Source organism: Phycicoccus elongatus Lp2 (assembly GCF_000367525.1).
Classification (GTDB): Bacteria; Actinomycetota; Actinomycetes; order Actinomycetales; family Dermatophilaceae; genus Phycicoccus_A; species Phycicoccus_A elongatus.
The window spans coordinates 202,962-222,314 of the sequence record NZ_HF570956.1 but is presented as its reverse complement, the minus strand read 5'-3'; the positions used below and the strand labels follow the sequence as shown (position 1 = coordinate 222,314).

The 19,353-nt window shown below is 68.9% G+C and carries 22 protein-coding genes and 1 pseudogene; 8 read left to right on the top strand and 15 right to left on the bottom strand.

Going from position 1 to position 19,353, the window contains the following annotated elements; all coding sequences use genetic code 11:
* Positions 1-34 precede the first annotated feature (34 nt).
* Entirely contained in the window at positions 35-703 is a 669-nt protein-coding gene (locus BN10_RS01105) for a LysE/ArgO family amino acid transporter (protein WP_010849294.1), read from the bottom strand.
* 198 nt (positions 704-901) lie between these two features.
* Between BN10_RS01105 and BN10_RS01100 the strand changes: the two genes are divergently transcribed.
* The 5 genes from BN10_RS01100 (at position 902) to BN10_RS01080 (ending at position 3,970) form a co-directional block, all read left to right on the top strand.
* Positions 902-1,405, top strand: a complete 504-nt coding sequence (locus BN10_RS01100) for an NUDIX domain-containing protein (protein ID WP_010849291.1) — start codon at positions 902-904, stop codon at positions 1,403-1,405.
* On the top strand, positions 1,402-1,614 hold the full coding sequence (locus BN10_RS01095; RefSeq protein ID WP_010849290.1) for a hypothetical protein: 213 nt from the start codon (positions 1,402-1,404) through the stop codon (positions 1,612-1,614). The genes BN10_RS01100 and BN10_RS01095 overlap by 4 nt, the downstream gene beginning before the upstream one ends.
* Before the next feature lie 12 nt (positions 1,615-1,626).
* Positions 1,627-2,730 (top strand): redox-regulated ATPase YchF, encoded by a 1,104-nt coding sequence (gene ychF, locus BN10_RS01090; protein ID WP_010849289.1) that lies wholly within the window; start codon positions 1,627-1,629, stop codon positions 2,728-2,730.
* A 401-nt stretch (positions 2,731-3,131) separates the two neighbouring features.
* Positions 3,132-3,410: a hypothetical protein gene (locus BN10_RS17075; RefSeq protein ID WP_084310856.1), complete on the top strand. Its 279-nt coding sequence runs from the start codon at positions 3,132-3,134 to the stop codon at positions 3,408-3,410.
* A 356-nt stretch (positions 3,411-3,766) separates the two neighbouring features.
* Positions 3,767-3,970: a hypothetical protein gene (locus BN10_RS01080; protein ID WP_198013978.1), complete on the top strand. Its 204-nt coding sequence runs from the start codon at positions 3,767-3,769 to the stop codon at positions 3,968-3,970.
* A gap of 44 nt (positions 3,971-4,014) precedes the next feature.
* On the opposite strand, the gene BN10_RS15430 is transcribed toward BN10_RS01080, so the two are convergent.
* The 5 genes from BN10_RS15430 to BN10_RS01055 are packed head-to-tail and all read right to left on the bottom strand — an operon-like array spanning position 4,015 to position 8,951.
* Positions 4,015-4,722: a 4'-phosphopantetheinyl transferase family protein gene (locus tag BN10_RS15430; protein ID WP_051369591.1), complete on the bottom strand. Its 708-nt coding sequence runs from the start codon at positions 4,720-4,722 to the stop codon at positions 4,015-4,017.
* Positions 4,723-4,727: 5 nt separating this feature from the next.
* Positions 4,728-5,462, bottom strand: coding sequence for a thioesterase II family protein (locus BN10_RS01070; protein ID WP_233354228.1), 735 nt, complete (start codon positions 5,460-5,462; stop codon positions 4,728-4,730).
* A 14-nt stretch (positions 5,463-5,476) separates the two neighbouring features.
* A complete protein-coding gene (locus tag BN10_RS01065; RefSeq protein ID WP_010849283.1) occupies positions 5,477-7,081 on the bottom strand; it encodes a DHA2 family efflux MFS transporter permease subunit in 1,605 nt (534 codons plus the stop codon).
* Positions 7,078-8,010, bottom strand: coding sequence for a ketopantoate reductase family protein (locus BN10_RS01060; RefSeq protein WP_010849282.1), 933 nt, complete (start codon positions 8,008-8,010; stop codon positions 7,078-7,080). Before BN10_RS01060 ends, BN10_RS01065 begins: the two co-directional genes overlap by 4 nt.
* Positions 8,007-8,951 carry a recombinase family protein gene (locus tag BN10_RS01055; RefSeq protein ID WP_084311138.1) on the bottom strand — a complete coding sequence of 315 codons (945 nt, stop codon included), beginning with the start codon at positions 8,949-8,951 and terminating at the stop codon, positions 8,007-8,009. The genes BN10_RS01060 and BN10_RS01055 overlap by 4 nt, the downstream gene beginning before the upstream one ends.
* A gap of 97 nt (positions 8,952-9,048) precedes the next feature.
* Here BN10_RS01055 and BN10_RS17620 point away from each other — a divergent pair.
* A pseudogene (locus tag BN10_RS17620) lies at positions 9,049-9,299 on the top strand (HigA family addiction module antitoxin); the annotation flags it as partial.
* 95 nt (positions 9,300-9,394) lie between these two features.
* On the opposite strand, the gene BN10_RS01050 reads toward BN10_RS17620, so the two are convergent.
* Positions 9,395-9,616, bottom strand: coding sequence for a hypothetical protein (locus BN10_RS01050; protein WP_040752154.1), 222 nt, complete (start codon positions 9,614-9,616; stop codon positions 9,395-9,397).
* Positions 9,617-9,679: 63 nt separating this feature from the next.
* Here BN10_RS01050 and BN10_RS01045 point away from each other — a divergent pair, with 63 nt between their 5' ends.
* Positions 9,680-10,192: a hypothetical protein gene (locus tag BN10_RS01045; RefSeq protein WP_010849277.1), complete on the top strand. Its 513-nt coding sequence runs from the start codon at positions 9,680-9,682 to the stop codon at positions 10,190-10,192.
* 123 nt (positions 10,193-10,315) lie between these two features.
* Here the strand turns inward: BN10_RS01045 and BN10_RS01040 are convergent, their stop codons facing one another.
* Positions 10,316-10,945, bottom strand: coding sequence for a peroxiredoxin (locus BN10_RS01040; RefSeq protein ID WP_010849276.1), 630 nt, complete (start codon positions 10,943-10,945; stop codon positions 10,316-10,318).
* A gap of 281 nt (positions 10,946-11,226) precedes the next feature.
* Here BN10_RS01040 and malQ point away from each other — a divergent pair, with 281 nt between their 5' ends.
* Positions 11,227-13,338, top strand: coding sequence for a 4-alpha-glucanotransferase (malQ, locus tag BN10_RS01035; RefSeq protein ID WP_010849275.1), 2,112 nt, complete (start codon positions 11,227-11,229; stop codon positions 13,336-13,338).
* A gap of 60 nt (positions 13,339-13,398) precedes the next feature.
* On the opposite strand, the gene BN10_RS01030 is transcribed toward malQ, so the two are convergent.
* Genes BN10_RS01030 through BN10_RS01000 form a run of 7 tightly spaced genes read right to left on the bottom strand, consistent with a single transcriptional unit; the run spans position 13,399 to position 19,274 of the window.
* Positions 13,399-14,085 (bottom strand): type 1 glutamine amidotransferase, encoded by a 687-nt coding sequence (locus tag BN10_RS01030; protein WP_010849274.1) that lies wholly within the window; start codon positions 14,083-14,085, stop codon positions 13,399-13,401.
* Positions 14,082-14,798 (bottom strand): VIT1/CCC1 transporter family protein, encoded by a 717-nt coding sequence (locus BN10_RS01025; protein WP_010849273.1) that lies wholly within the window; start codon positions 14,796-14,798, stop codon positions 14,082-14,084. The genes BN10_RS01030 and BN10_RS01025 overlap by 4 nt, the downstream gene beginning before the upstream one ends.
* Positions 14,795-15,100 carry a 4a-hydroxytetrahydrobiopterin dehydratase gene (locus BN10_RS01020; RefSeq protein WP_010849272.1) on the bottom strand — a complete coding sequence of 102 codons (306 nt, stop codon included), beginning with the start codon at positions 15,098-15,100 and terminating at the stop codon, positions 14,795-14,797. Before BN10_RS01020 ends, BN10_RS01025 begins: the two co-directional genes overlap by 4 nt.
* Positions 15,100-16,257 carry an ABC transporter ATP-binding protein gene (locus BN10_RS01015; RefSeq protein WP_010849271.1) on the bottom strand — a complete coding sequence of 386 codons (1,158 nt, stop codon included), beginning with the start codon at positions 16,255-16,257 and terminating at the stop codon, positions 15,100-15,102. Before BN10_RS01015 ends, BN10_RS01020 begins: the two co-directional genes overlap by 1 nt.
* Positions 16,254-17,267 (bottom strand): ABC transporter ATP-binding protein, encoded by a 1,014-nt coding sequence (locus BN10_RS01010; protein ID WP_040750537.1) that lies wholly within the window; start codon positions 17,265-17,267, stop codon positions 16,254-16,256. The genes BN10_RS01015 and BN10_RS01010 overlap by 4 nt, the downstream gene beginning before the upstream one ends.
* Before the next feature lie 5 nt (positions 17,268-17,272).
* Entirely contained in the window at positions 17,273-18,259 is a 987-nt protein-coding gene (locus tag BN10_RS01005; protein WP_010849269.1) for an ABC transporter permease, read from the bottom strand.
* A gap of 7 nt (positions 18,260-18,266) precedes the next feature.
* Positions 18,267-19,274 carry an ABC transporter permease gene (locus tag BN10_RS01000; protein WP_010849268.1) on the bottom strand — a complete coding sequence of 336 codons (1,008 nt, stop codon included), beginning with the start codon at positions 19,272-19,274 and terminating at the stop codon, positions 18,267-18,269.
* Positions 19,275-19,353: the final 79 nt, after the last annotated feature.

The window sequence follows — 19,353 nt, the reverse complement described above, 5'->3', positions numbered from 1 at the left end:
CCCCGACTCTGGCACCACCCACCGACAGTCCTGGTCAGGAGCGCAGCAGCACAACGGCCAGGGTGAGCATCACCAAGCCGATGAGGGTGTCGAGAACCTGCCAGGTCCGGGGGCGGGAGAGCGGTCCCGAGAGAGCGCGCGCGCCGAACCCGAGCGTGGTGAACCACGCGATCGACGCGACCCCGGCACCGGCGGCAAACCACCAGCGACCGGTGACCCCGTGCTGGTTGGCGATGTTGCCGAGCATGAGCACGGTGTCGAGGTAGACGTGCGGGTTGAGGAAGGTGAGCGCGAGCGTGGTGGTGATGACCGATCCCCGGGAGCGGCTCGGGGACTGCCCGCTGCCGAGCGCGCCCGCGTGACGTGCCGACCACAGCGAGCGGATCCCGAACCACGCGAGGTATGCCGCGCCGAGCCATTTCATGCCCGTCAGGATCGCCGGATGGTCGCCGATCAGAGCACCGAGGCCTGCGGTGCCGATGACGACGAGGAGCAGGTCGGCAAGGGCACAGATCGTGACGATCACTGCGACGTGATCGCGGGCCAGGCCCTGACGGAGGACCCAGGCGTTCTGGGCGCCGATGGCGACGATCAGGCCGAAGCCGGTCAGCAGGCCGGGGAGCAGGTGGGCGGTGAGCACGTCGCCAACGGTAAGGAGAAGGCGACCGTGGCCGGCGAAACCCTGCTGCGGCTGGCGCGCCACCAGCAGGTCCTCCTGGCCGAGGCGCGCGCAGATCTCGACGAGTCACCCGGTCGCGCGCCTTTGCCGAGCGCCACCGCGACGGCCGCGGCGTGCAGTGGGCGACACTGCCGGTGGTGCGGTTCAACGTCAAGGACGACCTGCAGGCCGCCGATCTGGCCGCCCGGGGTGTCAGCGCAGGCCGCTGGGTAATCTCGCCCCATGAGCGAGCGCCCGGACCTGTCCACCGAAGAGGGCCGCCGCTCCTTCATCGGCTACCTCAACGATCGGCTGCCCCGCAAGCGCGCCATCGCCCAGGGCGTGCTCCGCAATGCCGCTGGTGAACTGCTCCTGTGCGAACTCACCTACAAGAAGGAATGGGACCTTCCCGGCGGCGTCGTCGACCCGGGCGAGTCACCTGCCACCTGCGTCGAGCGTGAGGTTCGTGAGGAACTCGGCCTCACCCTCACTGCCGGCGCACTCCTGGCCGTCAACTGGCTGCCGCCCTACCGTGGCTGGGACGACGCCGTTCTGTTCCTCTACGACCTCGGCACCCTCCGGGACGACCTCGACCCCTCGCTCTTTCTCCGCCGCGAGATCAAGGATGCCCACTGGGTCGCCATGACCGACGTGGATTCTCACCTCGCGCCGTATGCCGCGCGGATGCTGGCCTCGGCCGCGGAAGCCGAGCACACGGCATACCTCGAGGACGGGGTGGCCCGGTGAGCAAGCGCACCTTCTGGATTGCCCTCGGCCTGGCCTTCGCGGCGCTCTTCCTGCTGCCGTCGTTCTTCGTCGGGCTGCTTGCGGTCGTCAACGGGTTGGGCACCGGCAACGGGCGGCTGGCCACCACGGGGGCGGCCTTCGCCGGCGTGGCCATGGTGCTGTCCGGTGTCATCGGGTGGCTGGTCCGGCGCTCGCGCCCACGCGACTAAACTCTTGCTCTCGTGGCACTCACCATCGGAATCGTCGGGCTCCCCAACGTCGGCAAGTCGACGATGTTCAACGCCCTCACCAAGAACAACGTCCTGGCCGCGAACTACCCGTTCGCGACGATCGAGCCCAATGTCGGTGTCGTCCCGCTGCCGGACGCACGCCTGACCCGGCTCGCGGAGATCTTCGGCTCGGAGAAGATCCTCCCCGCCACGGTGTCCTTCGTCGACATCGCCGGCATCGTCAAGGGCGCGTCCGAGGGGGAGGGGTTGGGCAACAAGTTCCTCGCCAACATCCGTGAGGCCGACGCGATCTGTCAGGTGGTGCGGGCCTTCGAGGACGGTGACGTCGTCCACGTCGACGGCCGGGTCTCGCCCGAGAGCGACATCGAGACCATCCACACCGAGCTCATCCTCGCCGACCTGCAGACCCTCGAGAAGGCCGTCGCGCGCCTCGAGAAGGAGAGCCGGATCAAGAAGGAGAGCAAGCCGGCCTACGACAATGCCGTTGCGGCACAGAAGGTTTTGGAGGAAGGCAAGACCTTGTATGCCGCGGGGTCGGCTGCCGGGGTCGACATGGAGTTGGCGTCGGGGCTGGGGCTGCTCACGACCAAACCCTTCATCTATGTGTTCAACCTCGACGAGGACCAGCTCGCGGACACGGCCCTGCACGAGCGGCTGGCGGCATCGGTCGCGCCGGCCGATGCGGTCTTCCTCAACGCCAAGCTCGAGATGGACCTCATGGACATGTCGCCCGAGGACCAACTGGAGATGCTGGAGGGCTTCGGGGCCAGCGAGTCGGGGCTGGATCAGTTGGCGCGCACCGGTTTTCACACCCTGGGGTTGCAGACCTACCTGACGGCCGGGCCCAAGGAGTCGCGGGCCTGGACGATCCGTCAGGGCTGGACGGCGCCGCAGGCGGCGGGGGTGATCCACACCGACTTCCAGAAGGGCTTCATCAAGGCCGAGGTGGTGTCCTTCGACGACCTCGACGCGGCCGGATCGATGGCTGCGGTCAAGGCCGGCGGCAAGGCGCGCCTCGAGGGCAAGGACTACGTGATGCAGGACGGCGACGTGGTCGAGTTCCGAAGCGGATTAACATCAGGCGGCAAGAAGTGACAGCCTCTGGGCTGGCCTGATTGGGACTTGTCACTGGCTCATGATGCCTGATAGGCCATGAGCGCTCGGCGGCGCACGCCGCTAACGTGGCCCTTATGTCCGTCCCCTGCCGCGGCCTCGACGCGATGACCGCGATCACCGGGTTCTCAGGTGAGGCCCTGCACGCTCTCGCGGTGGACGGCAAGTTGAAGCGTCCCGGGTTTGATGCCGCCTCTTTGTGAGTTCGAGAGGATGGAGCATGCCCAAGAAGATCAGCCCCGAGATGAAGGCTCGGGCGGTGCGGATGGTCCTGGAGCATCGGGACGACTATCCGTCGGTGAGGGCGGCCGCGCAGGCAGTGGCCAAGCAACTCGGCCTGGGCCCAGAAACGGTGCGTCGTTGGGTCGTGGACGCCGAGGTTGATGCCTGGGACCCGGCCGGGAACCACGACCGCCGAGCAGGCCGAGATCAAGGCCCTCAAGGCGAAGATCCGCCGGCTCGAGGAGGACAACCGGATCCTGCATGTCAACGGCAAGCGCATCTTGACCCCGCCCTGTGCCGCCAAGGGGTCAGTTTTCACGTGCCGTCGACACCCCGTCGGGATCACCGATGTGACTCAGGGCTGGGTGTATCGGGGCACCGCGGCCTCTCCAGCGCGTTCTTCCGTCGGTGTTGCCGCAAAACTGAGTCACGCGTCCTGAAGAACGTCGAACACCTCCCCTGCAACTGCTTCGTCGCCGGAACGGCCGTCCAGACGAGCAAGGGCGCAACACTGATCGAGAAGGTACGACCTGGCGACCAGGTGTGGGCCAAGAACCTGACCACGAGTGAGAACGAGCCCCGGCCCGTGACCGGCTTGTTCCACAAGACCGCCGCCACGCTCATGACGATCACCCTCGCCACCGGCGGCACGGTCGTGGTCACCCAGGAACACCCGTTCATGGCTTAAGGGGAAGGCTGGGTCCTCTCCGGCAACCTCCACGTCGGAGACCACCTCACCCAACGAGTCGGCGGCACCGCCACCCTGCGCGGGTGCACCGACGAGGTGTATGCCGGGTTGTCCCGGACCGCGACCACCAACGCCTCGGCCGCGTCGTCGGCGCTGTCCGCCGAAGGCGTGCCGCACCGGGTGCCGTGGGCGGGCTCGATGTTCTCGATCTTCTTCCGCGAGGGGGAGGTGCGTGACTACGACGACGCGGTCGGTGCCGTCCTGGCGGCGTTGCCGCACGCAGCCCGCGCTGCCGCACGGGCGGAGGCCTGACGTGGACGGAGAGCGGCACAGACGCGTGCGGAGCCGGTGTCCGGTCAGTCGGCCGGAACGCTCCACCAGGACAGCGGGCCGAGCGGTGGGTGCCCGGCGACGGCCCCGACGACAGCGATCGGCAGCTCCGGGGCATCGAGGGGGACGACGGTCTCGGCGCTGACCTCGACGTCCCTCATTTCTCGAGCCAGGCCGTCGCCGTCCCGCTTGACGACAGCCTCCTTCAGGCACCATCGGGTCGTGAACCAGCGCAGGCGCGTGGCCTCGGACCCCGCCTCAGTGCGGGGCAACGAGGCCAGCACCTCGGACTCCGTGGCCGACAAAACGCTCGGGGCCAGGTCGAGCAGGCTGGGTCGATCGCTGACCGTCTCGATGTCGACGCCGAGCGCACCGTCCTGACTGACGCCAACGAGCACCCATCCGCCGCTGTGGCTGACCGAGAACTGGGGAGCGCCGACCACGCCGACCCGGGGCTTGCCGTGCCGATCCGACCCGCACCGGAGGCAGTCCTGCACGATCGGGATCTCGCGCGCCGGCAACCCGGTGGCGGCAGCGACGAGCCGGCGCACGAGCGCCCGCCCGACGACGAATTCGCCGCGGGACTGCTCATGACGGAAGGCGTCGGCTCGGGCCCGCTCCGCAGTGGTCAGCAGGTGAGCCGCGCCGGGCCAGCGGTCGCCGGTGGACAGGACCAGGTGGATGCCCGGTCGACGCAGGGCGTCCGCGGAGGCGATCGGTGGGGAGGGCGCCACCCTCGTCACCTCTCGTGGCGACGGCGACCGGCGGTCAGCGCGTGCATGGCCAGGTCGGCCACGTGGTCCACCACGCGACGTCGCTGCTCGGTCACGAAGAAGTGCCCGCCCCGGAACTGGGTGACGCCCCGAAAGTCATTGGAGTATGCCGCCCAGCCCGCCATCTGATCCGCGGGCGCGACCGGGTCACTGCGGCCGGCCAAGACCGACAGTGGGAGGTCGAGGGCAACCGGGTGGTCCCGGCGATAGCGGTCGCACAGCGTGAGGTCGGCCCGCAGGGGCGGGAAGGTCAGCCTGCGCAGGTCCGCGTCCTCGATGAGCTGCTGCTCGGTGCCACCCCAGTCGACCAGGGTGGCGGCCAGTTCGTCGTCGGAGTAGTCCCGAGAGGCCCGAGCAGTGCGCACGTGTGGCGGTGGGCAGCCCGAGACGACCAGGGCGGTGGGTGGTCGACCCTGCGTGGACAGGGCCAGCGACAGTTCGTAGCCGATGAGTGCGCCCATGCTGTGACCGAACACCACGAGGGGGCGGCTATCCGTCGTGACTTCGGCGACCACCTCGTCCACCAGCCGTCCGGGGTCGACGTTGAGCGGTTCGCCCGAGCGGTGGCGGCGACCCGCGGGAGTGGCCCCCCAGACCTCGAGCGCACCGGCGAGGTCACCCGACCACGCGGCATACACATCACCGCTCGCCCCCGCATGAGGCAGACAGACCAGCCGCGTCGGCGCACCGGCTGGCCCCAAGAGGGTCAGGCAACTCATCCGTCTGCGGCCGCCGGACGATCCGATTGGGGGGTCCGAGCCTGCGGATGCCCCGTGTGCCTGCCCTCGGGATCGGGTCGGTCGTGGGCGGGCAGGAAGAGGAAGGCAGCGATGGAGGCGAGGAGGCAGGCGGCGGCCACCACATAGCAGCCGACGCGCAGGCCCTCCATGAAGGCGTCGCCGACCGCGCTGATCGCCGGGCTGGAGACCGCGGCCGGGAGCTGCTTGCTGATCGACATGGCAGCACCGACCGAATCCTTGGCAGCCCCGAGGACATCGCGGGGAACCTGCAGGGGGGTCCACAGCTCGGTCAGCCGGTCGGCGTACCACGAACTCATCACCGATCCGACCACGGCGACCCCGAGGGCGCCGCCAACTTCACGGGTGGTGTCGTTGACGGCGGAGCCCACACCGGACTTGGCGGCCGGCAGCGCGGCCAGGATGGCATCGGTCGCGGGCCCGGTGGCCAGGCCCATCCCCGCCGCCATCAAGGCCATGCACGGCACGATGAATGTCCAGTAGGGCGAGTCCGTCTGGGCCCGTGACGCGAGGAGGAAGCCTGCTGCGCTGACCGCCATCCCGCCGCCCACGAGGAGTTTGGTGCCGAGCCGCGAGGTCAGGACCATGGCCAGCGGGGACATGGCGCCCATGATCAACGCATAGGGCAGTGTCGCCAGCCCGGCCGTGAGTGCGTCCCAGCCGATGACGATCTGGAAGTACAGCGTGATCATGAAGATGAAGCCGAACAGCCCGAAGAAGGCCATCGCCGTCGTCGCAGAGGCCGCGCTGAAGCGTGGATTTCGGAAGAACCGGATCTCGAGCAGGGGTGACTGGCTGCGCACCTCCCAGACCACGAAGAGCGTCAGCAGGAGCGCGGCCCCGACGAAGCCGAGGACGCTGGTCCGGCTGGCCCAGCCGTGACCGGGGGCCTCGATGATGGTCCAGACCAGCAGCCCGATTCCCAAGGTCGAGGTGACGGCACCGACGAGGTCGAACCGGCCCGGCTCCGGATCGCGCGACTCAGGCACCAGGAGCGCCCCCGCGATCAGGGCGATCACGATGACCGGCACGTTGACCAGGAAGATCGATCCCCACCAGAAGTGCCGCAAGAGCGCACCGCCCGCGACCGGGCCGAGGGCGATCGCCAGCCCGGACACTCCCGCCCAGACCCCGATCGCGATGGCGCGCTCCTGGCGGTCGCGGAAGACCTGGGGGACGGTGGCCAGGGTCGATGGATAGACCATGGCAGCGGCCACCCCCATGACCCCACGGGCACCGATCAAGGAGTGGGCACTCCCGGCCCAGGCGGCAACGAGCGACGCGGCCGCGAAGAGCACCAGCCCGGCCTGCAGCACCCGGTGCCGCCCGATCCGATCCCCGATGTTGCCGGCCACCAGGAGCAGTCCGGCGAACACCATCGAATAGGCATCGACGATCCACTGGAGCTGGGAGGTGGTGGCGTTGAGTTCTGCCGACATCGTCGGCAGCGCAACGTTGACGATCGTGTTGTCGATGGCCACGAGCAAAACGCTGAGGCACAGGACGGCGAGCACCCACCACCGATGCGGGTGGGTCGTCTCCGGCGCGTGGGCGGTGCTCAACGTGGTCGCTCCGCGGAGAAGCCGGCGGATGCCAGGTGTCGGTCCAGGATCGGGCTCCATCCGGTGAGTTCGCGGGCCGCCTCGGCGAGCATCCGGAACTCGGTGTCCCTGGTCGAGAGCACGTGGGGCTCGAGGGCCAGCGTGCCCAACTCTCCGCGCAACTGTCGTTGCCAGTACGGCACCGAGATCAGGCGTGGCACCTGCGTGAAGATGACTTTCAGCGGGGTCGGGATGACGGGGGTGCCGAGCCGGGACAGGGCCTGGAATCCGTCGCGGACCGCGAGGACCATCTGGGACGTGGCGGCCCGATCTCGGCCCAGCGTCGTGCTGTCACCGGATCGCAGGACCGCGGCCCCGATCCCGGCGATGAACACGGCGTGGGTCGCCAGCCAGGCGACCGGGTCATCGACCGTGTCGACAGTGAATCCCGCACCGCGCAGGTCGGCGACGACCGCCTGCTCACGCCCGCCCGCGCGCCCGATCGTGGTGGGTTGCTGTTTGACCTCGTGGTAGGTGACTCCGTCGGGGCCACGGGTGCCGCCCACGCCGGAGAATCCCAGGATGGTGCGCTCCCGGCCGAGTCGGTCGGCCACCGGGCGGGCCTCACCGGCGAGATTGACGAGCGTCACGACGACCCGGGCTGGGACGCGTTCGAGGAGGGGCAGTGCGGACTCGACCTGGTCGGCCCGGACGGCGAGATAGGCGACATCCACCTCGCCGGGCAGGTCTGCTGGGTCTGCGACGATGTCGACGTCCGGCGTCGAGGTGCGTCCGTCCCGATGCAGGCGCACCCCCTCGCGCGTCAGGTCCGTCAGCGTCGCCCCGCGGGCGATGAGGTGGACCCGGTGCCCGGCCTCCGCGAGGCGGCCTGCGTAGACCTGCCCGACCACACCGGCTCCGACCACCGCCATCGACCGTTGCTGTGTCATGCGAGCAGCGCCACCTTGCCGACAGTGCCGCGGTCGGCAGGCGCCTGGTGCACGGGAGCGCCGGTGGCGTCGCGCACGATCCGCGCCGCGGAGTCGCGGCGCATAGTCCCGTCGCGGGCGTCTCTCGGGGTGAGGATCGAGTACCCGGCATACCTCGGATTGCGCAGGATGCCCTGCACCGTGCTCGGGTTCCATGGCCGCTCGGGCGGCACCGGACGCTCCGGCAAACCCTCCCTCGCCCGGGCCTCATTCCGCTCCCGCATTAGCGTCGTCCGAAAAGACGGCAAGGCGGGGACAGCGGGCACGTCCGGGCCTGTCACCCCCGACAGAGCCCGCGCGATGGACCTGAGGCTGGCACCCGCATTGAAGGCGGTGAAGATCGCGCGCACGGCCTCCGCTTCGCCCGCACGCACCGTTCCATCAAGCGAGTAGCCCAGCGCGCGCACCCCCTTCGGAGGGCGACCCATGGCTGCACGCTGCCGGTGAGCGCGACTCTGCCGGGCTGATTTTCGCTCCACCTCAGCCCGCGCGACCGCGGCCTTCACTCGCGCGAAAAGCCGTCCGCTATCGGTGCCGAGGTCCGCCTCCCCGTTGGCGGTGACGATCCGCAGCCCTCGGCTCTCGGCGCGATCTATCCAGTCCTCCAACTGGCGCGGTTGGCGCGTGAGACGGTCCAAGTCCCAGCAGACGAGGGCGTCCCATTCGCGGGCGTCGAAATCGCGGACAAGCCGGTCATACGCGGGTCGGTTCACGCTCGCATCAGTGGCGGAGATCGACTGATCGGTGTAGACATGCTCTGGCGCAACAGTCCATTTGTGCTGTGCCACAACGTTTTCGCAGTCTTCACGCTGTCGCTCGATGGCGAGGCCATCGAGTTCGCGGTCTTGGCTAATGCGCAGGTAGATGGCTGCCCGCAGGGGGGCGTCGGCAACCTCACGCATCATGTAATTCTATCGCGTAACGTGGTGGAGTTCCGTTTCAACGTCTAGCGTTATTGACGCCTTGCGGTACGTCTGACTCCGTCTGGACCGACGCCGGATGACTGACAGGCTCTACCCGCCGATCCATCCTGACGAGATCCTTCAGGAGGACTTCCTCGACGGGTTCGGGATCACTCAGCACAAGCTGGCCGTGTCCATCGGGTGCCCCCGAGGAGGAGCAACGAGATCGTCCACGGCAAGCGACGGATCTCGGCCGATACTGCACTGCGCTTGGACCACTCCTTTGCGACCGACCCGCAGTTCTGGATCAACCTGCAGGCCCGATACGACCTTGAGTTCGAGAAGGACGGGACGCTCTCGGGGACTGCTCGACAGCATTCAGCCGCTGCGGACCGCATGAGCCGACTCGTCGTGGTCTGCGGCTTTCAAGGACAGCCGTGGTGTCAGCGCTGGTTGCGCGGGTGCTGCCGAGCGGTGCGCTCGTTGCCGCGCCGGTAGTTGCCGGTCAGGCGCGCCATCAGCTCTTGGCCGTCACCCTCGCCGACGGACTCGACGAACTCCCGCGCCCGTGCCCCGCGCAGCACCGTCGCCGCGCGGCCGCGGTGCGTGATGACGACGCTGCCGTCGCCACGCCGCGCCCACTCGAAGTCGCTGGGTCTTCCCACGGGCCCATCGTCCACGCCCGCGCCTCCTGTGCGCCACCGGATTGCGGCCCTACAGTCGGCAGCGTGACGACACGCGCCCGCCTCTGGCTCGCCTTCGCGCTCGGCCTGGCCGCCACGACCATCCTGTATGCCGCGCGCCTGGGTCCGCTCGAAGCCGTCCTCTCCTCGCGTGGGCACGGAATTGTGAGCCTCGAACTTGCCTTCAGCCGGGGCCGATTCGAGCGGATCATCGCCGACTGGGGCGCTGTCGGCACGTCGGCCGCGATCGACCAGACCTGGTGGGATTTCGTCTGGATCCCCTGCTACTGCCTGGCCCTGTTCAGTGCCGTCCGTCTGGCTGCCGTCGGACCGGGTCGCTGGGTGCAGGGGGCACTGGTGGCTGTGCCGGTGGCCGGCGCCTGTGACGTGCTTGAAAATGTCGCCCTGTTGCGAGCCTTGCATGTCGGACCCTCGGGCCTGGTCGTCCCCGTCGGTTCACTGCTGGCTGCCACCAAGTTCGCGCTCCTCGTCCTGGCCCTCCTCGCGATCGTCAGGGGCCTCCTCGAGCGTCGGCGCCACCACGTGGGCAACCGATGACGGTCACTGTCATGGGCCCTGTCCATCCCCCGCTCACGAAGAGCGACCCCTCAACCCTTGCGTCCGGCGCGATGACGGCATGGCAACCATCGTGCCGGACGCAAGGGGAGGTGAGGTGGAGCCTCAGTCGCGCAGGGCCGCGCGGCGCAGGTAGGGGCGGAACTCCTCGACGTCGTCGAAGCGCTCGCGTGCATCGTCGGTCGACAGGGTCGGCGGGACGATGATCTTGTCCCCGGCCTTCCAGTCCACCGGCGTCGAGCAGGCCCCGCGGTCGGTCGTCTGCAGCGCGTCGACCGAGCGCAGGATCTCCTCGAAGTTGCGGCCCACCGACTTCGGGTAGGTCATCGTCAGCCGGATCTTTTTGGCCGGGTCGATGATGAAGACCGAGCGCACCGACGAGGTGTCGCCCTGGTTCGGGTGGATCATGTCGTAGAGCTCGGCGACCCTCTTGTCCGGGTCGGCGATGATCGGGTAGTCGACCGAGGCCGAGGCGAACTCCTCGATGTCCGGCTTCCACCGCTGGTGGTCCTCGACCGAGTCCACCGAGAGGGCGATGGGCTTGACTCCGCGGTCGGCCCACGCGGCGGCCAACTGGCCAACGCGGCCGAGTTCGGTCGTGCAGACGGGCGTGAAGTCGGCCGGGTGCGAGAAGAGCACGACCCAGGAGTCGCCGGCCCAGTCGTGGAAGGACAGCTCACCCTCGGTGGTGTCCGCAGTGAAGTCCGGGGCTTCGTCGCCGAGGTGCAGTCCCATGGTGGTCCTTTCGTGTGCGGTCTGCGCCCGCCGCGGGCGCTCGCTCACCACCCTGCCAAGGTATGCCGCGGGCGCGAGCGGTCGTCTCAGTCCTCGACCGTCCTGAGACGGCGCTGCGGTGTGACGGGTGTGAGCCATGGTGCAGATGTGTCCACCAGGTGACGCCCAGCGCCTGACCCCCACGCACGCAGAGGTATGCCGCGGGGCCCGGCCCCGCGGCACACCTCTCCTTCCGAGTGGCGTGAAGCCCTGCCACGACACGTCTTTGGCAGGATGACCCCATGTCTTCAGAGCCCTCGTCAACGTTGACCGAGTTGGCATCGGCCTTCGGGATCGCCACCGACTTCTGGGACTGGCAGGGCCAGCACACAATCGTGTCGGCGCAGAGCATCCGTCAGGTGCTCGCAGCCCTGGGAGTGGATGCCTCGACCGACGAGGCGGCCGCCCATGCGCTCGCCGATCGCCGGTTGTTGCCCTGGCGCCGGGTGCTTCCCCCCACAGTGGTGATGCGTGAAGGGTGGACCCCTTGGGTGCCCGTCCACCTGCCTCATGGCTCGGACGTCCGCCTCGACATCGCACTGGAGACCGGGGAGACCCGCGCCGTCGACCAGGTCGACCACTGGGTGGAGCCACGTGAGATCGACGGTGCCCTCATCGGTGAGGCGACCTTCGAGCTTCCCGGCGACCTGCCGACCGGTTGGCACCGGCTGCGCGCGACAGTGGGGCAGTCCGTCGTCGAGGCGACCCTCATCGTCACACCCGGGCGTCTGAGCCTTCCCGCCGGCCTGGACCAGCGTCGGGCGACCGGACTGATGGCCCAGCTCTATCAAGTGCGGTCCTCGCGCAGTTGGGGAGTCGGCGACCTCGGGGACCTCGCGACCCTGGCGACCTGGAGTGCCGAGCGACTCGGTGCGGACTTCGTCCTCATCAACCCGCTGCATGCGGCCGAGCCGATCACGCCGATGGAGCCGTCGCCCTACCTGCCGACCACCCGGCGCTTCGCCAACCCGCTCTATCTGCAGGTGGAGGACATCCCCGAGACCGCCCGCCTCGATGACGATGCGGCTGCCCGCGTGCAGGCACTGGCTGCTGCAGCGCGTCCCCTCAACGACTCTGCACTGATCGACCGCGACGGCTGTTGGACCGCCAAGCGGGAGGCCCTCGAGCTCATCCATGCTGTCGGGCTCACCGGCCGGCGGGCTGCTGACTATGAGCGCTATGTCGCGGAGGAGGGGCAGGGCCTGGCGGACTTCGCCACGTGGTGCGCGATCGTCGACGTGTACGGGCTGCCGTCGCAGGGGTGGCCGGAGGGCCTGGCCTCACCGGCCGCGCACGGCGTCGACGACTTCCGGGTCGAGCAGGCCGACCGGATCGACTTCCACTGTTGGATGCAGTGGGCGTTGGACCGTCAACTCGGTGAGGTCCAGCGGCGCGCCAAGGATGCGGGCATGGCCCTCGGGGTGATCCACGACCTCGCCGTCGGGGTGCACCCCCATGGCGCGGACGCCTGGGCGCTGCGGCATGCCCTCGCCCAAGGCGTGACCGTCGGCGCGCCACCTGACCAGTTCAACCAACTCGGGCAGAACTGGTCGCAGCCCCCCTGGCGCCCCGATGTCCTCGCCGAGCTCGGTTACGCACCTTTCCGCGACATGGTGCGAACGGTGCTGCGAGACAGTGGCGGCATCCGCGTCGACCACATCATCGGGCTCTTCCGGCTGTGGTGGATCCCCGAGGGCGGGTCACCGGGGGAGGGCACCTACGTGCGCTACGACCATGAGGCCCTCATCGGAATTCTCGCCCTTGAGGCCGAGCGCGCCGGTGCCCTCGTCATCGGGGAGGACCTCGGGGTTGTCGAGCCGGCAACCCGCACCTACCTCTTGGAGCGCGGGCTGCTCGGCACGAGCATCATGTGGTTCGAGTGGGCCGACGGTGAACCGCTGCCGCCCGAGGGCTATCGCGAGTTGTGCCTGTCGAGCGTGACGACGCATGACCTGCCGCCCACGGCCGGTTACCTCGCACTGGAGCACGTCGAGGTCCGTGAGCGACTGGGTCTGCTCACCCGGTCTGCCGAGGAGGAGCGTGCCGCCGAGGCTCGCTCGATCGCGCACGTGCGCCAGGCCCTCATCGAGCGCGGAGTGCTCGGTGCGGACAGTGACGACGCGGACATGATTGCGGCCATGCACGCCTGGTTGGCGCAGAGCCCCAGCCGGCTGCTTGCTTACTCCTTGGCTGACCTGGTCGGTGACCGCCACGCGGTCAACCAACCGGGCACCAACCGCGAGTACCCCAACTGGTGCGTCCCCCTCACCGGACCCGACGGACAGGTGCTCAGCCTCGAGGCGATCATGCACGCCCCTGGTGTCGAGCGGTATGCCGCGGCCATGCGCCCCTGAGGTCGGCGGGCATCCGCGTCGAGGCTGCCCCGTCAGGACCCAGCGTTCAGGACGTTGCGTTCAGGACCTGGCGCTCGGGATCAGGGCCAAGAATCTGTCCGCGAAGGCGGTCCACGTCGAGCGCAAGGTGGGCTCCGCGGCATACGCGCTGCTCACCTGCTCGGCCGTGGCACCCGACCACGCTGAGAAGATCGCGCCCGTGACCTCGGGGTGGAACTGCACCCCCCAGCTCAAGGGGCCGAACCGGGCTGCCTGGGTGCGCCCATCGGCCGTCCGCGCGAGAATGGTTGCCCCAGAGGGGTTCTCGAGCGCGACGTCATCGTTGTACTGGATCGCGTCGTGCCCGTCAGTCCCCGTCAGGAGCGGGTCGGCGTGGCCGCTCGGCGTCAGGCCGATGGGAGTGAGCCCGATGGCCCGCCCCGATGGGTTGCGGCCCACGACCCCGCCCATGGCGACGGTGAGCAACTGGTGGCCCAGACAGATCCCGAGCACCGGCTGCTCGCCCCGACGAGTGGTGTCGGCCAGTAGTGCCTTCGTCTGCGTCAGCCAGCCATGCTCGGCATCGTCGTTGGCACCCATGTAGCCCCCGAGGACGACGAGGGCGTCATGCTCGGGTCCCAGGTATGCCGGCTGGTCGTCGCCCAGGTAGGGCCGGCGGATGTCGAGGACGTGCCCCACCTCCTGCCATCGCTCACCGAGGATGCCGATCGGCGCCTCGTCCTCGTGCTCGATCACCAGGATGGTCATGACACCGAGGCTCCGAAGAGGCGACCGATGGCGAAGGTGATGGCCATGGCGAGCAGACCGCCGCCGACGTTGCGCAGGATTGCTCGGGCGGGCGACGCGCCACCGAGCCGAGCACTGGTCCAGCCCGTCACGGCCAGAGCGACCGCCGCCAGCATGACCGTCCCGGGAATCTTGCGATCGGTCGCCAGCAGCAGGATCGCGAGCAGGGGGACCAGCGCCCCCAGGGTGAACGAGAGCGCTGATGCCGCGGCGGCCTGCCACGGGCTGGTGAGTTCCCCGGGAACCAACTTGAGCTCGACCTCGGCATGGGCCGCGAGCGCGTCGTGGGCGGTGAGCTGCTCGGCCACCTGGACCGCAAGGTCCGGCGCGAGTCCCTTGGAGCGGTAGATCCCGGCGAGCTCGTGGAGCTCGGCCTCGGGGTCGGTCGCGAGTTCGTCGGCCTCCTTGGCGAGCAGGGCCTGCTCGGTGTCGCGTTGGGTGCTCACCGAGACGTATTCACCGACGGCCATCGACATGGCTCCGGCGCTCAGGCCGGCCAACCCAGCGGTGAGCAGAGCACCCTGTCCGGCGCCGGCGGCGGCGACCCCGATGACCAAGCCGCTCGTGGACACGATGCCGTCGTTGGCGCCCAGCACGCCGGCACGCAGCCAGTTGAGCCGTGCCGAGGTGTCGGTGTCGTGCTGCTCGTTCGGATGCGACCCCACCTGGCTCACGACGTGGTGATCCCGTGGTTGCGCGCAAGGTCGCTGATCCGGTGGGCCAACTCGATGTCCAACTGGGTCAGGCCGCCCTTGTCGTGGGTGGTGAGCAGCCACCGCGTGGTGCGCCACCGGATGTCGATGTCCGGGTGGTGGTTCATCTGCTCGGCTTCGTCAGCGGCGTCTCGCACAAGCGCGATGGCGGCGGGGAAGTCTGGGGCAGTCAGGGTGGCGACGATCGCGTCACCCTCACGCGTCCAGTCAGGAAGGTCGCCCAGTTGGCGCCCGATCTCCTCGTCGGTCAGTTGCCGCACCATCACAGGGCCTCGGTCAGGGAGGCCGGCCCCATCAGGTCGCCGCCAAGGGTGTCGGACGCTGACGGGTCGATGGCGATCGCCTTGACGGCGTGCGGCTGGAGCTCACCGGACTCGATCTGCTCGGCCCAGTGGCAGGCCACCCGATGCCCTTCGACCACACCGTCGATGGCCACGACACGCAGTTGCGGGCGCTCGTCGTCGCACCTGGTCTCCTGCCGCCACGGGCAGCGCGTGTGGAAGCGGCACCCGGAGGGGGGATTGGAGGGCGAGGGCAGGTCGCCGGTGAGCAGGATCTGCTCGCGACTGTCCTCGACATCCGGGTCCGGGATGGGCACGGCGGAGAGCAGTGCGCGGGTGTAGGGATGCAGCGGTTGGGCGTAGAGGTCGGCCGCAGCAGCCTCCTCGACGAGTGAGCCGAGGTACATCACGCCGATGCGGTCACTGATGTGCCGCACGACGGCGAGGTCGTGCGCCACGACGAGGTAGGTCAGGCCGTACTCCTCCTGGAGGTCCTCCAGGAGGTTGATGACCTGGGCCTGGACCGAGACATCGAGGGCGCTGACCGGCTCGTCGGCGACGATGAGCTTGGGGTTGACCGACAGGGCACGGGCGATGCCGATCCGCTGCCGTTGGCCTCCGGAGAACTCGTGGGGATACTTCGACAGTGCCTGCACCGGGAGGCCGACCGCCTTGAGGAGCTCCCGCAGCCGCGGCCGCGCCTCCTTGGCGTTCTTGGCCAGCCCGTGCGCCTGCATGCCCTCGACGAGCAGGGACTCCACCGACTGGCGCGGGTCCAGGCTGGAGAGCGGGTCCTGGAAGACCATCTGGATGTCCTGGCGCTTGGTGCGCAGCGCCTCACCCTTGAGGCTGGCGATGTCGACACCGTCGAAGATCACCTTGCCGTCGGTGGGGGGCTCGAGGTTGAGGATGGCGCGCCCGAGGGTGGACTTGCCACACCCGGACTCGCCGACCAGGCCATAGGTCTCGCCCTTGTGGATCGTGAGGTCGACCCCGTCGACGGCATACACATAGCCGATGACCCGGTCGAGGATCACGCCCGCCTTGATGGGGAAGTGCACCTTGACACCCTGGACGTCGACGAGCACCTCGGGTTCGGTTCCCGCGGCTCCTGGCGCCTCGTGCTCGGTCGTGGTCATCGGGCCACCTCCACTGGGTTGAAGCAGCGCAGGGCGCGCCCACCGGACTCCTCGAGCGTCGGGGTGTTCGTCGTGCACACCTCCACGGGCTGGCTGCATCGTGGGGCGAACGCGCAGGCGTGGTCCCACGGCAGGTTGTCGGCGACGGACCCCGGGATCGGCGTGAGCCGCTCCCCGACGGTGTCGAGGCGGGGGATCGAGCCGAGCAGCCCGTTGGTATAGGGATGCCGCGGCTCACGAAAGATCGGGTGGCGGTCGCCGCGCTCGACGATCCGGCCGCCGTAGAGCACGTTGACCTCGTCACAGAGGCCAGCGACGACGCCCAGGTCGTGGGTGATCATGATGAGCGCAGTGCCCGTGTCCTCGACGAGCTCCTTGAGGAGGGCGAGGATCTGGGCCTGGATCGTCACGTCGAGCGCCGTCGTCGGCTCGTCGGCGATGAGCAGCCGTGGCGCGCAGGCCAGCGCGATCGCGATCAGTGCCCGTTGCCGCATGCCGCCGGACATCTGGTGGGGGTAGTCCTTGATCCGACGGTTCGGATCCGGGATGCCCACCCGCTTGAGCAGGTCCGCGGCCATGGGCATCGCGTCCTTGCGCTTGATGCCGCGGTGGCGCTCCAGCACCTCGGTCACCTGGAGACCGACCGGGATGACCGGGTTGAGCGAGGACAGCGGGTCCTGGAAGACCATCGCGATGTCCTTGCCGCGCCGGTCCCGCATGTCGTCGTCGGACAGCGTGAGCAGGTTGGTGCCCTCGTAGTCGACGGTGCCGGTGACCTGGTTGCCGCGCTTGGGGAGCAGCCCCATGATCGCCAGCGAGGTCACCGACTTGCCGCATCCGGACTCGCCGACCAGACCGACGGTCTGTCCGGGGCGCACCGAGAAACTCACCCCGTCCACGGCCCGGAAGGGCTCCTGGCCCCTGCGCTGGAAGGTCACGGTCAGGTTGTCCACGGTCAGCAGTGGCGCAGTGTCGGAGCCTTTCCGACGATCGTTCGCGGGACTGGTCATGGAGCTCACCTCCGGCTCTTGGGGTCGAGGGCCTCGCGCAGGGACTCACCCATGAGCGTGAAACCGAGCGCGACGATGATGATGCACGCGGCCGGATAGAAGGCCAGGTGCGGGTCGTCATAGATGAACTGTTGGGCCTGCCCGAGCATCTGGCCCCATTCCGGTTGGCGGTCGTCCGGGTTGCCCAGGCCGAGGAAGGACAGGGCCGCAGCATCGATGATGGAGGTGGCCAGAACGATGGTGGCCTGGACGATGACCGGTCCGAGCGCATTGGGCACCATGTGCCGGAAGACGATCGAACTGCGCTTGATCCCCAATGCGCGCGCAGCGAGGACGTGGTCGCTGGAGCGTTGCTGCAGCATCGTGCCGCGAAGCAGCCGCGCGAAGACCGGCACCTGCACGGTGGCGATGGCGATGATGAGGGTCCACTGCGAGGGCCGAGGGGCCAGGGCCGAGATGGACAGGGCGAGCAGCAGCGAGGGGATGGAGAGCATGACGTCGACGGCCCTCATGACGAGGGAGTCCACCCAGCCAGAGGTGGCGCCGGCGAGGATGCCCAGGATCAGTCCGCCGGTCAGGCCGAACAGGGTCGCGAAGACCCCGACGATGAGGGTCTGCTGCGAGCCCACGATCAGGCGGGAGAAGAAGTCCCGTCCCACGTTGTCCGCGCCCAGGGGAAAGCCGGGCTCCGGGCCCGGGATCGGGTTGGACTGTGGGCGCACCTTGTCGAGCAGGTAGCCGATGGCCGGGTCGTGGGGGGCGATGACTCGCGCGAAGACCGCGAGGAAGATGAAAAGCGTCGTGATCGTCAGGCCGGTGAGGAAGACGGGGTTGCGGCGCAACCGACGCCAGGCACTGGCGATGAGTGAGACGCCCGGCGCCTCTTCGATCGTGCCGGCGTCGGCGACCGCGACCGAGCCGTCGGACATGGCGGCGAGCTGATCGATGCGTTCCTTGCGCGCGTCGCCGTACTTCTTGAGCGGGTTGGTCATCGCAGCCTCACCGGGTCCGGACGCGCGGGTCGATCACGGCATACGAGATGTCGACCAGCAGGTTGACGATGACGAAGACGGCGGCCGCTGCGATGATCAGCACCTGGAGCACGGCATAGTCGCGGGTGAAGAAGGAGACCGCGAGGGTGTCGCCGATCCCGCCGAAGTTGAAGACCCGCTCGGTGAGGACCGCCCCGGCAAGCAGGGCGCCGACCTGCAGACCGATCGTCGTGACCACCGGAAGCAAGGCGTTGCGCATGACGTGCCGACCGCGGATGGTCCGGTTGGCCAGGCCTTTGGCCTCGGCGGTGCGGACGTAGTCCTCGTCGAGGACGTCCAGGACGCTCGCCCGGGTGATCCGGAAGATCACGGCGAAGGGGATCGAGGCGAGGGCGACCGCGGGGAGGATCAGGTGTTTGAGGGCACTCCACGTGCAGTCGAACTCGCGCGTCAGGAGACCGTCGAGGATGAAGAAGTTCGTCACCCGGGTGCAGTTGATGCTGTCCTGTCGCCCCGACGCCGGGAGGAGCCCCCACTTGATGGCGAAGAAGTACTTCAGCAGGAAGGCGAGGAAGAAGACGGGGATCGCCACGCCGACCAGGCTGGTCACGATTCCGGCATTGTCGACCGCGCTGCCACGGCGCTTGGCCGCCACATAGCCCATCGGAATGGCGATCGCCACGGCCAGGATGATCGCGAAGGCGCTGAGCTCGATGGTGGCGGGAAAGCGCTTGAGGAAGATGTCGAAGGCGTCGGCGCCGGGCAGGACGCCGGTCGAGGCGCCGAACTGTCCCTTGAGCGCGCGGCCCATGAACTTGACGTACTGCACCCAGATGGGTTCGTCGAGCCCCAGCGCCTTGGACAGGCGCGCCCTGGTCTCCGGGGTGGCCCGCTCGCCGAGCATGGCCGAGACGGTGCCGCCGGGCAATGAGCGCAACCAGAGGAAGAGCAACAAGGACAGGGCGATCATCACCCCCACCATCTGCAACAAGCGCCTGATGATGAACCTCAACACGTCGGCATCACTCCTCCGTCGGCGACCCGCGGGTGCCGCTGGTGGCCACCGCGGAAGGGAATGGCCGCCCCAGCCTGGG